Origin of the sequence: Parasphingorhabdus litoris DSM 22379, from assembly GCF_020906275.1 — a bacterium.
GTDB classification, from domain to species: domain Bacteria; phylum Pseudomonadota; class Alphaproteobacteria; order Sphingomonadales; family Sphingomonadaceae; genus Parasphingorhabdus; species Parasphingorhabdus litoris.
This window is the reverse complement of the sequence record NZ_CP086727.1, coordinates 1,498,706-1,511,703: the sequence shown is the minus strand read 5'-3', so window position 1 is coordinate 1,511,703 and position 12,998 is coordinate 1,498,706. Positions and strand designations below refer to the sequence as shown.

The window sequence follows — 12,998 nt, the reverse complement described above, 5'->3', positions numbered from 1 at the left end:
TTCGCGATTGGCTGAAAGAAAATAGGATTATGGCTACTAGATTTTTGCGCTGTATCAGCTAGTTAAAGCGCAACTCATAGAAGACGAAAACAGCCCTGACTGAAACAAATTGTAACGGATTGATTTTGACAGAACTTATCTCAACAGAGCCGGCAACAGGTGCAGTCTTGTGGCAAGGCGATGCCGGCGATGCAGACACCACCGTTGCCAAAGCCAGAAATGCCTGGCCGGCTTGGGCGGCCCTTCCCCTGACAAAACGGATCGAAATCGTCCGTCGCTATGCCAATCATATACGAAGCCAGTCGGAACAGCTTGCCGAATTAATTGCCCGCGAAACCGGAAAGCCTATTTGGGAATCCCGCACGGAAGCTGAAGCGGTGATCAAAAAGGTTGATATCTCAGTCAGGGCATATGCGGAACGTACTGCGCAACGCCATTTGCCGAGCCAGCCCAACATGCGCGCCGCCATGCGGCATAAGCCACATGGTGTATTGGCGGTGCTGGGCCCCTATAATTTCCCAGCGCATTTGCCGAATGGCCATATTGTACCGGCGTTGATCGCAGGGAATACCATCGTCTTTAAACCGTCAGAAAAAACGCCCGCAGTCGGCGAATTTTTGGTCGATTCATTTAACAAAACCGGATTGCCTGAAGGTGTTGTCAACATCCTGCAAGGCGGCCCGGATGTAGGCAAAAGCCTGACCGCGAACGACGATATTGATGGTGTTTTGTTTACTGGGTCTGCACAAACTGGTGTTGCTCTCAACCGACAATTCGCTTCACGTCCCGACAAAATTCTTGCGCTCGAAATGGGCGGCAATAATCCAATCATTGTTTGGGACACAGACGATATTCACAGTGCGGCTGTATTGGTCATCCAATCGGCATTTTTGTCGGCGGGCCAACGCTGCTCGGCCGCAAGCAGAATGATTGTCAAGGATGAGCTTTATGAGCGGGTGGTCAAGGAAGTAAAACGGATTGCAGACCGCCTGATCATTGACGAGCCATTTAGCACACCCGCACCATTCATGGGGCCAGTAATCGACAACGACGCGGCCGATGGTCTCACCGAGAGTTTTCTCGCACTAATGAGCCATGGTGGACGTCCTATCAAGCATATGGCACGTCCATTGGACGATCGGCCATTTCTTACACCTGGCATTATTGATGTAACTGACATGGAGGAGCGACCTGATATCGAGCTGTTTGGCCCTATTCTGCAAGTTCTGCGTGTAGAGGATTTCGAAGGGGCCATAGCGGAAGCGAACAACACCCGTTACGGTCTTTCTGCCGCCTTAATTGGCGGTAGCGCCACACAATATGATCAATTTTGGTCCAATAGTCGCGCCGGCATTGTCAATTGGAACAAAATGACCGTTGGAGCCTCGTCCGAAGCTCCCTTTGGCGGTATAGGATTATCCGGCAATCATCGGCCAAGTGCCTATTATGCTGCTGATTATTGTGCATATCCGGTCGTATCGATGGAAGCCGAGCAAACGCGCGCATCCATAGGCATTGGTTTGAAGGACGAAGACTGATCAATCCCGATATAGAGCGGTGAATAGTATATCTTAGGTCGCTGAAAAAACTTCTGCTTTGATCACGGCGGCTTAACGACGCATATCGGTCGCATGGAAAATTTTGATATCTTTGCAGCCAAATCATCTAGACAGAATGGTATTGTCTATCTGGTAGGCGCCGGTCCCGGCGATCCAGAATTGCTGACTCTTCGCGCAGCACGCTTGTTATCGGAAGCCGATGTCATCGTGCATGACGGACTGGTCAGCGCAGATATATTGGCCATGGCGCCAGCCACGACCAAACGCATTTCCGTTGCCAAACAACGTTCCCGCCACAGCATGGCGCAGGATGCCATTAATGCCCTTTTGATTGCCGAAGCACAAAAAGGCCACAAAGTGGTAAGGCTTAAAGGCGGTGATCCTTTTATCTTCGGACGTGGCGGTGAAGAAGCCAGCGACTGCATCAAAGCGGGCGTTCGTGTCGAAGTCGTTCCCGGTATCAGCGCGGCCCTTGGCTGTGCTGCTCAGGCCAAGATGCCCCTCACCCATCGTGATGCATCCAGTGCAGTTTCCTTTGTAGCCGGGCAATGCAAGGGCTTGTCTGAACAGAACTGGTCTGGACTGGCTGGCAAAGGGCGTACGCTGGTTATCTATATGGGTGTCGCCAATGCCGAAGCGATTGTAGAGAAATTGATTGCTGATGGCGCAGCACCGGACCTGCCTGTTGCTGTGCTCGAGAACGGTACGCGGGACAATTTCCGGGCGCTGCAGACGTTACTGACTGATCTCGGCGATCTTGTGCGCCGCGAAAATGTCAAAAGCCCTGCCTTGTTGGTGGTCGGCGAGGTTGCACGTTATGGCGACGCGACGGATAAATTTCTTGAATATGCGCAAATGGCGGGAGTGGAATTTTGAAGATACTGACCGGAAATGACCTCAAAACAGGCGATGTGACCTGGTGGACCGGAAGCGACTGGTCGCGCCATGTCGAAGATGCTGTGGATGTCGGTGAAAATTTCGAAGCCATCCTGCACGAAGAAGAAGCCGCTCGCCGGGTCAATGTTCCTTATGCGATTGAAGCAGAGATGACCGAAGACGGCCCTCGCCCCGCCCATATCAAAGACCGCGTGCGGGCGCTGGGACCAACTGTAAGACCGGATTTAACATTAAAGCCAGCCGATCCTGAGGCTGGAAACTGGGTGATTTAGCCATGTATCAATATGACAAATATGACCAGCAAATGGTCGATACGCGGGTTGCGGAATTTCGCGATCAGGTGGAACGCCGCCTCGCCGGTGAACTGACCGAAGACCAGTTTAAACCCCTGCGGCTTATGAACGGTCTGTATCTGCAGCTGCATGCCTATATGCTACGCGTCGCTATCCCCTATGGCACACTGAACGGCAAGCAGATGCGCATGCTCGGCCATATCGCACGCAAATATGACCGCGATTATGGGCATTTTACCACCCGTCAGAATATTCAATATAACTGGATCAAGCTGGAAGATGCGCCGGACATTCTGGCCGACCTTGCTTCTGTCGAGATGCATGCCATCCAGACCAGTGGCAATTGCATTCGCAATATCTCCTCTGACCAATATGCCGGAGCAGCAGCCGACGAGATCGCTGATCCGCGTCCTTGGGCAGAGATTTTGCGTCAGTGGTCGAGCTTTCACCCTGAATTTTCATATCTGCCCCGCAAATTCAAAATCGCGGTGATTGCCAGCGACGAAGATCGCGCGGCGATGCGACTGCACGATATCGGGATCCAGCTCGTTCACAAGGACGGCGAATTGGGCGCGAAATTCTTTGTCGGAGGCGGCATGGGCCGGACGCCAATGATCGCTCCGGAAATCCGTGATTTTGTACCTGCAGATGAGCTGATTAGCTACGCCGAGGCATGCTTGCGCGTCTATAACCGTTACGGGCGGCGCGATAACAAATACAAGGCGCGGATCAAGATCCTCGTCCATGAACTGGGCAAAGAAGAATATACCCGTCAGGTCGAAGAAGAATTCGCCCATATGAAGACACTGGGTCTGAATCCACCGGTGGAAGAACTGGCCCGGATTACTGAATATTTTGCTGATCCTGCCTTTGACACCAATGCGAGCGACGATCTCGATTTATCCGATCCCGATTTCAATCTTTGGGTGGACCAGAATACGGTCGCCCATAAGCAACCCGGCTATGCCATTGCGACGATCAGTCTGAAACCAAAGAGCGGAATTCCTGGTGACGCGTCATCAGCGCAAATTGATCTCATGGCCGATCTTGCCGAGCAATATAGCTTTGACGAAATGCGCGTTACGCACAGCCAGAATATCGTTTTGCCTCACGTAAAAAAGAGCGATCTTTATTCCCTCTGGCAAAAACTCGATAAAGCCGGCTTAGCCCCTGCCAATCTCGACTTGATCACCGACAGCATTGCCTGCCCTGGTCTCGATTATTGCAGCCTCGCCAATGCGCGCTCCATCCCGCTGGCACAGAAGATCAGCGAGCGCTTTGCTGATCTCGGTCGTCAGCGCGAATTGGGTGAGTTAAAGCTCAAAATATCCGGCTGCATCAATGCTTGCGGGCACCATCATGCGGGCCATATCGGTATCTTGGGTGTGGATCGAAAGGGTACCGAAAATTACCAATTACTGCTCGGCGGATCGGCTGCCGAAGATACCAGCTTGGCCAAAATTACCGGCCCCGGCTTTGATGAAGATGGCGTAATCGATGCCATTGAAACCGTCACCGACCTGTATCTGAAAGAACGACAAGATGATGAGCGGTTTATCGACACTTATCGCCGCGTCGGCATGGCAGCGTTCAAGGAGGCTATTTATGGTTGAGGCAATCCGTTTTCGCGATGACGACGTCCATGAGGAACCAGCGGTTTCGCTGGACGCGTTTCTGGATCAGTCCAATGCCACTGCTGTACGGATCGAGGCCGGCGAAGATGCCCGGCTGCTGCTTCCGCTACTAGAACGCTTGGCATTGATTGAAGTTGATTTCCCTGTCTTCGGCGATGGTCGTGGCTATTCCGCCGCACAAATATTGCGCGAAGCAGGCTATGAAGGCGAATTGCGCGCCAGCGGTGACGTGCTGGTCGATCAGATCGCCTATATGCGCCGCTGCGGTTTCGATGCGTTCGCCCCTGATGCGCCTATTGATCCAAAGGTCATGGACAAAGCGCTCGAACTCTATGACGAAGTCTATCAGGCAACAACAGATGGCCGTGCCCCCATATGGAAGCGTCGTCATGGGTGAGCCAGCACGCAAAATTGATATTATCGACGCGCGGCCTGACTTTACTCAGGAAGACGCCGATGCCTTAAACGCCCGTTTTGAAGGTGTGCATGCATCAGATATGCTCAAAACCCTGTTCGAAGAGGGCAATCTTGGCGAAGTTGCGGTTGTATCGTCCTTTGGAACAGAGAGTGCTGTCTTGCTTGATCTGGTTGCCAAAGCCGACCCTTCTATTCCGGTGACCTTTGTTGATACGCTCAGAATGTTTCCCGAAACACTGGAATATCGTGAAACGTTGATCAAAACACTGGGCATTCAAAATGCCAATGTGGTGAAGCCAGACCCTGTTGTTCTGGCCGCAAAGGATGGCAATGAACTGCGTTGGTCTTTCGACCCGGATGGCTGCTGCGAAATTCGCAAGGTTGAACCATTGGCGCGCGCCAAAGCCAAATTGAATAGCTGGATTTCAGGACGTAAGGCATTTCAGTCCGCAACCCGGCAAAACCTGCCCCGCTTCGAAGTCGAAGATGGCCGATTGAAAATCAACCCACTCGGCGACTGGGTCAAAGAGGATCTGGACGCTTATTTTGAAGAGCATGATCTGCCCCGCCATCCGCTGGAAGCACAAGGCTATCTCTCCGTCGGTTGCGCCCCCTGCACGTCAAAGGTAAAGCCTGGCGAAGACCCCAGGGCGGGTCGCTGGCGCGGTTGGGACAAAACCGAGTGCGGTATCCATGAGGATGTCACACCATTGCCATCTGCAGATGAAGATGAAAATAGTGCCAACGATCCCATTTTTTAGCACAAATGCTTGCTCGTCGATTTTCGGTAGTGGTTAGTCCTAGACTATATTGATCCACCGATATCGGGCTATATCGTAAAGCATCAGTTCCCCTCTTCGAGCAAACAAGCTGATGCGCCAAAGACTCCCAGAAAAAACTGACGTTGTTATCGTGGGAGCAGGCATGTCGGGTCTGGCCGCCGCACGTCGATTGCAAGAGTTTGGCATCAGCTTTCTGATGGTTGAAGCGCAAAATCGAATTGGCGGGCGCATTCAGACAGAATACACACAAAAGGGTGACATTATCGAACATGGCGCCCAGGCGCTAAACGGCGATATGAAGTACCTATTGTCTGCGATCAATCGAGCGGGCCTCAATCTGCTCCCGCTCCCTGCCATTGGTCGTCATCTCTGCGATGGTGCAAATATATCTTCAGCGCGCGCAGCAATTGCGAAGCTTGAAAGAACATTCGAGAAGGCAAAGAGCCGATGGTCAAAATTTTCGAAGTTGCGGAGTGATCCAGGGAAAAGCGTTGCTGATGCGGTAGACCTCATGTCGATAACCGCCGAAACCCGAAAAATTATAGGATCCAATATCGAAGAGCTTTGGGGACAACCAATAGACAAGCTACAATTTGATCATGCGGCGGACGTAGCCGAACGCTATGATTCCTATAATAGCGACTGGGAACTCGAGATAGCGGAGGGATTTGGAGCTTTGCTAACGGCATTAGCGGAACCCATTGCGCACCAAATTATTCTTGAAACGCCAGTCACCGCAATACAGACGATTAACGATAGGGTTATTGTCGAAACAACGCGCGGTTCGGTAACGGCCAAAGCTGTCATTGTCGCTGTTCCGCCGACGGTGGCGAAAGGCATTGTCCCGCCGGATCACTGGTCGCACGAAGCATTGGAATCTTACAAAGCCGGAGATTTAATCAAATTCATGATGTCCTACAATCATCCGTTCTGGCGAGATTTCGGGCTATCGGGTACCAGTACATCAGTTGACCTATCTGGCTTCGCAACGGCAGATACTACGAAGAAAGGTAGTGAGCAAGCTAACCTCACCGCTTTTGTGGGTGGCCCGAATGCACGGAAGCTCGCAAGCCTGTCTGAAGAGCATCGATGGGAAACAATCAAACCGGTTCTCGTTCGCCTATTTGGTAACGAAGCAGCAAATCCGATCAGTGTTACCGAACGTATCTGGGTCGATGATCCCTGGGTTGGCGGAGCTTATAATGCCCACGTGACTGCTGGGTCCATGCTAAAACCCGATGCTATTCTTCGCCGTTTCGAAGATCAGGTCACTTTCGCATGCGCCGAAATCGCAACCCGTTTTCCGGGTTACGTCGAAGGCGCTATGGACGAAGGTGCGAAAGCCGCCAAACGGGTTCTAGAAACCTTAAATGGTCAATATGTACGCGATTGAGCTTTTGCCTCAAGAAAAAGATCAGGTAAATCAATGTAAAATAACGATTTATAAATATATCACCGCTACGCGACACGGTGATGTGGTTTATTTTAAATCAAAAGAATAGCCTGCGCTACCTGGATCAGTCAGATCGCGATCTTGTGACCCGGGAGCAGCTGAGCGAGCATAGCAAGTCTATCAAAACCGCGATTTTTTCGAATGCGGTTGCCGCTCTTGTTACGTCAGCACTATTTTACGAAAAGCTCCCTATTACCGTTTTAATATGCTGGAATCTATTGTTGCTAGGCGCCTCAATCCATCGCCTATACTTGGGACATCAAGCGCAAAAATCCAATATATCGCGAGGCAAGGCTTTGCGTTTGAAACGACGCCTGACATTCAACGCCGCCATCTATTCGTTTCTTTGGGGCGTCTGCATCGCCTGCCTTTTGACAATAGCTTTCGGCAGCCAATTTGGTTTGCTAGCGGTCATCGGGGCTGGCCAACTAAGTGCCGGAACGCTGACCTATCGCCATCTTTCTGAGGCCTCTCGCGCATGGATTCTTGTCATCTACGTTTGTCTGGCAGTTGGCCTGATCGCGCGCGGCGGGATCGACAGCTATGCAGCTTTGATCCTTTTGTCCATGTTTGCGATGGTTCTCTACAAAAATGGCGTTGATATCTTTAACGGCTTTGTCAACCAGCTGCTGACACGGCAAGAAAGCAGACAATCAGCAGAAACGGTGAAATTGCTGCTCAACGATTTTGAAGAACAATCAGCAAACTGGCTCTTCTCAATAGACCGTGAAGGCTTCTTGATTGATGTTTGCGATCGATTTGCGGAGGCAGCAGGACGTTCGATAGCGGAACTTGAAGGACATCAGCTGATCGCCCTTTTTGAGAACAAGGAAGACCGTTGGCATCTTATCAACGAGATCACCAAAACCCGCTCTTTCAGAGATGTGCCGGTTGCTGTGAATGTCAACGGTGAAAGACGGTGGTGGACGATCAGTGCACGCGCAACCGACTCGACCAAACGCAGCGGAAGTATCGCAATGCGCGGCGTAATTGCAGATATCACTGCTCAAAAAGCTGCCGAAGAAAAAGTCAGCTATATGGCACATTTTGATGGCTTGACCGATCTGCCAAACCGGCGGCTTTTCAATGATACGCTTAATCGCACGATCCACAGAGCCAAAGAGGGTGACAACATAGCATTGGCCTTTTTCGACCTCGATCATTTTAAGGCTATCAATGACACATTAGGTCATCCGATCGGCGACAAACTTCTTCAGAAAATATCGAGAAGGCTGGAAACTCTGGCCCAGCCGGGAGATATGCTGGCACGTATGGGTGGCGACGAATTTGCTTTGTTGCTTACCGGCGAACAGGCTTTGCAGGCGGAGGAAATTGCAGATCTGATTGTGCAGGAAGTTGGCATACCATTCATAATCGATGACCATAATATTGTTACCGGGGTAAGTATCGGCGTCGCGAAATGGCAACCGGAAGTTGAAGACCCAGACAAGCTTCTCAAATATGCCGACCTTGCTCTTTATTCGGCAAAACGCGCTGGCCGCAATCGTGTTGTCTTTTTTGAAAAAGGTATGGATATCGCGGCTGAAAAGCGCCGAGCTCTAGAACTGGATCTTCGCACCTCATTAAGCCTTCAAGAAATGCATCTCCATTATCAACCGCTGGTCGATATAAATACAATGAACAAAACCGGCTATGAGGCTTTGTTGCGTTGGAAGCATCCCGAGCGCGGCACTGTAATGCCGGATGAGTTTATATCAGTGGCAGAAGAAACCGGCATGATCATTCAAATGGGCGAATGGATCATCCGTAAAGCCATAGAAGACGCGGCTTCATGGGACGATGACCTGACCGTTGCAGTCAATCTATCACCTTTACAGATGCGCAGCCCAAGCCTGGTATCGACCATAGTCAATGCTCTGGCACGGACGGGGTTTCAGCCGGATCGGTTGGAACTGGAAATAACCGAAAGCGTGTTGATGCAGGATAGCGAGGACAACATCCGATTGCTCCATCAGCTACGGGATCTTGGCATCAAAATCTCTCTGGATGATTTCGGTACAGGCTATAGTTCTCTAAACTATCTGCGCAGTTTTCCTTTTGACAAAATCAAAATCGATCGCTGTTTTGTTAGCGAGATCGACACAAGAGAGGACTGCCGAGCGATTATCCGTTCCGTCATTACACTGGCAAAGAATCTCGGCATGACGACGACAGCCGAAGGTGTTGAGCGGCAGGAACAAGTAGACGAATTGCGCCGGCAAGGATGTGACCTGGTGCAGGGGTTCCTCTATGGACGTGCGGAAGACCTGAATGCGTGTACTGATTTACGGTCGAGCGACACAATCTATCCCATCACCGGGACACCAGTCGCGCAGCCAAAAAATCAAGAAGATATCATAAGAAAGCGCCAAAAAAGCGCATAATCGTGGTGAAAAATCGCTATCTGTTTTCAATCCTCAGGCGAGGAATACCAATCAATAATCATCAGGCCCATCGCCATAGGCCAAATCACCAAATTTGGTGAATTCGCTCAAGAAGCTTAGCTGGATATTGCCCGTACTACCTTGCCGGTTTTTCGCGACAATCACTGTGGCTTTCCCAACCTTACCCTGGTGATCAGTCTCCCATGCGAGATATTTCGCCTTTTGCTCCTCAGTCGAATTTTCATCCGGATCATCTGGCTTCACAGCGAGATGGTAATATTCATCGCGATAGATGAACATCACGATATCGGCATCTTGCTCGATCGAACCGGATTCCCGTAAATCCGACAATTGTGGCCGTTTATCTTCTCTACTCTCCACTTGGCGGGAAAGCTGCGAAAGCGCGATCACTGGGCAGTTGAGCTCTTTCGCGAGTGTTTTGAGTCCCCGACTGATCTCAGAAATCTCGTTCACCCGGTTGTCACTGGATCGACCGGAGCCTTGTAGAAGTTGAAGATAGTCAACCACGATCAAGTTGATACCACTGCGCCTTTGTAGCCGCCGCGCTCTTGTTCTAAGCGCTGCAATGGTCAGTCCCGGTGTATCGTCAATGAATAGAGGCAAATCCTGCAACTCTCGTGAGGCCAATGCCAGCCGGTGCATCTCGTCCCGGCTGATGCTGCCCATACGCAGTTTTTCTGAGCTGATTTCTGCCTGCTCAGAAAGGATTCTGGTCGCCAACTGATCCGCCGACATTTCCAGGCTGAAAAATGCTGTTTTTGCACCCAGCGAATCCTCTGGCTCAATCCCGTCCTGAACATCACGGCGATAGCGATTGGCGGCGTTAAACGCGATATTGGTGGCGAGCGAGGTTTTGCCCATGCCGGGACGTCCGGCCAGGATCAGCAAATCCGATTTGTGCAGGCCGCCCATTTTTGCATTGAGGTCCGTCAGGCCGGTCGTAATACCGGAAACCTTACCGCCGCTATTAAATGCACGCTCGACATTATTCAGCGCTTCGGTCGACGCCGCCAGGAAGGACTTCACACCACCTTCCTGCGCTTCGCCTTCAGACACCCGATAGAGAGACGATTCTGCTTCTTCTATCTGGGTTTTGGGATCAACAGTCTCGCTGGTATCCAGAGCATTATCGACGAGCGTCCGCCCGACGTTGACCAATTCCCGAAGCAGCGCGAGATCATAGATCTGGTCGGCAAAATCACGTGCGCCGATCAGACCAGCACCGTCTCCGGTCAATTTGGCGAGATAAGAAGGACCGCCAAGTACCTTCATAGCCTCATCCGCCTCGAAATAAGGCTTTAAGGTAACCGGTGTGACCACCATGTTGCGATCCAGGAGCTTCAACGCTTGTTCATAGATACGTCCATGCAGCGGTTCGTAGAAATGTTCCGGTCGTAGCTTTATTTGCACATCCTCCGCAACCCGATTGTCGATCAACAATGCGCCCAAAAACGTAGCCTCTGCCTCGACATTGCGCGGCAGGCGCTGGGATTCTTCTTCTACTGCATCAAAACGAACGAGCTCGGCCATGCCCCTATCATTCACGCTCAAGCGATTCTGAGCAAGGGCGATCGCGTAAATTTTCAAAAACAAGCGGGGACAGAAATGGGACAGTCCTGTGGATAAAGTTCTCTGTTTCACAATCCGGCTGCAAAAAAACTTGTCCTTGTCTCACCGCTGCGGCAACAGAACCGGAATGTCCGATCCGCGCATCATCAATGTTGAACTCGACGAAGCGACCATCTTGTGGCGCAATGCCGATATTGAGCAAGAGCGGCGCATTGCAATCTTCGACCTGATCGAAGAAAATTATTTCAAGCCATTGCGTGAACATGATGATGGCTATGATGGTCCCTACAAGCTGCACCTCAGTGTCCAAGAGGGTCGACTGGTTTTCGCAATCGCTCGTGAAAGCGGCGAACCGCTTGAAACATTGATCCTCGCTCTAGGCCGATTTCGCCGACCCATCCGCGATTATTTCGCGATTTGCGACAGCTATTATCAAGCTATCCGCAAAGCCACCGCACAAGAGATCGAAACCATTGATATGGCCCGGCGCGGTGTACATGATCATGGCGCGGAGCTGCTCACGGAACGGCTCGATGGAAAAATTGAGGTAGACTTTAAAACCGCCCGTCGCCTCTTCACTTTGATTTGTGTATTGCATATCAAGAATTAGTTGATTCTCAGCCAATCGTTACGGCTGATTGATCGGCCAGTTGAGTAACGGGTCAGGGAAATAGGGTGTCCACAGAAAACAGGAAAAATACCCTGCTGCGGCTCGGTTTGATCATCATTGTCTTGCTGGTGATCGCGTTTGTACTGCGCAATATCGCGGTAGGGTGGGCGCCACCGCGCGATCAATATCCGGTTCAGGGTATCTCGGTGGATGCAAGCCATGGTCCAATAACCTGGCATGTCGCTGGTGCAACCGGCGTTGACTTTGCTTATATCCGCGCCACCAACGGCGCAGAGGATCGTGACTCAAACTTCGCGCAAAACATAAAGGGTGCTCGTGAGGCAGGCATTCGCTACGGAGCAGTTCATGAATATAGCTTATGCCGGTTGGCCACTGATCAAGCGACCATGTTTGTGACCACGGTGCCGCGACAACCAAACATTCTGCCACCAGCCGTGCGCCTTGCTTATGATGATGGGTGCAAGGATCGTCCGGGACGCGCTCTGGTGCTGAGCGAGCTCAACACGTTTCTCAACCAAATTGAGGGGCATAGTGGAAAGCCTGCTGTCATTGTTGTTTCGAGAGAATTCGAGGAAGAATATAGTATCAGCAGCGGCATCAACCGAACATTCTGGCTGGAAGGAAACTTCTTTCCCCCTGATTATGCAACCAAGCCATGGGTGATGTGGCGCGCATCCGATATGCGCCGGGTCAGCGGTATTGATGGCCCGGTTAATTGGAATGTTGTACGGCCCTAAGCTTGCTGGCATGAAGCGTTAAACGCCAACAGCCGAATCCCCGGAGATACGAAAAGATATGAGCATTTTATCCGACAGATGGATCCGCCAGGAAGCCAAGCATAGCGGCATGATTGAGCCTTTTGTTGAGGGGCAAAAACGTGATGGCTGTATCAGCTATGGCTTGTCTTCCTATGGCTATGACGCACGAGTGGCCGACGAATTCAAAATATTCACCAATGTAAACAGTGCGGTAGTTGACCCCAAACAATTTGATGCCAACAGCCTTGTCGATCGTAAGACCGATTGCTGCATCATTCCGCCTAACAGCTTTGCGCTGGCCCGTACCGTGGAATATTTTCGCATACCGCGCGATGTGCTCGTTATCTGTCTTGGCAAATCGACCTATGCGCGCTGTGGTATAATTGTGAATGTAACACCGCTGGAACCAGGCTGGGAAGGTCATGTGACATTGGAATTTTCCAACACAACTCCCCTGCCCGCCAAAATCTATGCAAATGAAGGCGCTTGCCAATTCCTTTTCCTTAAAGGCAATGAGCCTTGCGAGACCAGCTACGCTGAACGCGCTGGCAAATATATGGGGCAAAGAGGCGTGACTCTGCCCAAGCTGTAGGTCATAAG

General features: G+C 51.2%; 12 protein-coding genes. 11 read left to right on the top strand and 1 reads right to left on the bottom strand.

Annotation, left to right across the window (positions count from 1 at the left end; translation table 11 throughout):
• The first annotated feature begins 122 nt into the window (after nt 1-122).
• The 8 genes from astD to BS29_RS07240 all read left to right on the top strand — a co-directional run bounded on the left by astD (nt 123) and on the right by BS29_RS07240 (nt 9,419).
• Nucleotides 123-1,538: a succinylglutamate-semialdehyde dehydrogenase gene (gene astD, locus BS29_RS07275; RefSeq protein ID WP_229956816.1), complete on the top strand. Its 1,416-nt coding sequence runs from the start codon at nt 123-125 to the stop codon at nt 1,536-1,538.
• Between the two features lie 93 nt (nt 1,539-1,631).
• Complete coding sequence (cobA, locus tag BS29_RS07270; protein WP_229956534.1) at nt 1,632-2,435, top strand: uroporphyrinogen-III C-methyltransferase; 804 nt, start codon at nt 1,632-1,634, stop codon at nt 2,433-2,435.
• The gene (locus BS29_RS07265; protein ID WP_229956533.1) at nt 2,432-2,728 is read left to right on the top strand and encodes a DUF2849 domain-containing protein; all 297 of its coding nucleotides are present in this window, start codon (nt 2,432-2,434) and stop codon (nt 2,726-2,728) included. The genes cobA and BS29_RS07265 overlap by 4 nt, the downstream gene beginning before the upstream one ends.
• A 2-nt stretch (nt 2,729-2,730) precedes the next feature.
• The gene (locus BS29_RS07260; RefSeq protein WP_229956532.1) at nt 2,731-4,362 is read left to right on the top strand and encodes a nitrite/sulfite reductase; all 1,632 of its coding nucleotides are present in this window, start codon (nt 2,731-2,733) and stop codon (nt 4,360-4,362) included.
• Nucleotides 4,355-4,780, top strand: a complete 426-nt coding sequence (locus tag BS29_RS07255) for a DUF934 domain-containing protein (protein ID WP_229956531.1) — start codon at nt 4,355-4,357, stop codon at nt 4,778-4,780. The genes BS29_RS07260 and BS29_RS07255 overlap by 8 nt, the downstream gene beginning before the upstream one ends.
• A complete protein-coding gene (locus BS29_RS07250; RefSeq protein WP_229956815.1) occupies nt 4,773-5,561 on the top strand; it encodes a phosphoadenylyl-sulfate reductase in 789 nt (262 codons plus the stop codon). Before BS29_RS07255 ends, BS29_RS07250 begins: the two co-directional genes overlap by 8 nt.
• Nucleotides 5,562-5,724: 163 nt before the next feature.
• Nucleotides 5,725-6,975, top strand: coding sequence for a flavin monoamine oxidase family protein (locus BS29_RS07245; protein ID WP_229956530.1), 1,251 nt, complete (start codon nt 5,725-5,727; stop codon nt 6,973-6,975).
• 356 nt (nt 6,976-7,331) lie between these two features.
• The gene (locus tag BS29_RS07240; RefSeq protein ID WP_229956529.1) at nt 7,332-9,419 is read left to right on the top strand and encodes a putative bifunctional diguanylate cyclase/phosphodiesterase; all 2,088 of its coding nucleotides are present in this window, start codon (nt 7,332-7,334) and stop codon (nt 9,417-9,419) included.
• Between the two features lie 51 nt (nt 9,420-9,470).
• Here the strand turns inward: BS29_RS07240 and BS29_RS07235 are convergent, their stop codons facing one another.
• A complete protein-coding gene (locus BS29_RS07235) occupies nt 9,471-10,970 on the bottom strand; it encodes a replicative DNA helicase (RefSeq protein WP_229956528.1) in 1,500 nt (499 codons plus the stop codon).
• Nucleotides 10,971-11,136: 166 nt separating this feature from the next.
• Between BS29_RS07235 and BS29_RS07230 the strand changes: the two genes are divergently transcribed.
• The 3 genes from BS29_RS07230 to dcd all read left to right on the top strand — a co-directional run bounded on the left by BS29_RS07230 (nt 11,137) and on the right by dcd (nt 12,990).
• A complete protein-coding gene (locus BS29_RS07230; protein WP_229956527.1) occupies nt 11,137-11,619 on the top strand; it encodes a UPF0262 family protein in 483 nt (160 codons plus the stop codon).
• 65 nt (nt 11,620-11,684) lie between these two features.
• Nucleotides 11,685-12,377, top strand: a complete 693-nt coding sequence (locus BS29_RS07225; RefSeq protein ID WP_229956526.1) for a glycoside hydrolase family 25 protein — start codon at nt 11,685-11,687, stop codon at nt 12,375-12,377.
• Between the two features lie 58 nt (nt 12,378-12,435).
• On the top strand, nt 12,436-12,990 hold the full coding sequence (gene dcd, locus BS29_RS07220) for a dCTP deaminase (protein WP_229956525.1): 555 nt from the start codon (nt 12,436-12,438) through the stop codon (nt 12,988-12,990).
• The last annotated feature ends 8 nt before the right edge of the window (nt 12,991-12,998 follow it).

What these genes read in the sequence shown, in the direction of transcription:
- BS29_RS07245 (WP_229956530.1), top strand. Translation starts at nt 5,725, where the DNA reads ATGTCGGGTCTGGCCGCCGCACGTCGATTGCAAGAGTTTGGCATCAGC.
- BS29_RS07230 (WP_229956527.1), top strand. Translation starts at nt 11,137, where the DNA reads ATGTCCGATCCGCGCATCATCAATGTTGAACTCGACGAAGCGACCATC.
- cobA (WP_229956534.1), top strand. Translation starts at nt 1,632, where the DNA reads ATGGAAAATTTTGATATCTTTGCAGCCAAATCATCTAGACAGAATGGT.
- BS29_RS07250 (WP_229956815.1), top strand. Translation starts at nt 4,773, where the DNA reads ATGGGTGAGCCAGCACGCAAAATTGATATTATCGACGCGCGGCCTGAC.
- BS29_RS07235 (WP_229956528.1), bottom strand. Translation starts at nt 10,970, where the DNA reads ATGGCCGAGCTCGTTCGTTTTGATGCAGTAGAAGAAGAATCCCAGCGC.
- dcd (WP_229956525.1), top strand. Translation starts at nt 12,436, where the DNA reads ATGAGCATTTTATCCGACAGATGGATCCGCCAGGAAGCCAAGCATAGC.
- BS29_RS07260 (WP_229956532.1), top strand. Translation starts at nt 2,731, where the DNA reads ATGTATCAATATGACAAATATGACCAGCAAATGGTCGATACGCGGGTT.
- BS29_RS07255 (WP_229956531.1), top strand. Translation starts at nt 4,355, where the DNA reads ATGGTTGAGGCAATCCGTTTTCGCGATGACGACGTCCATGAGGAACCA.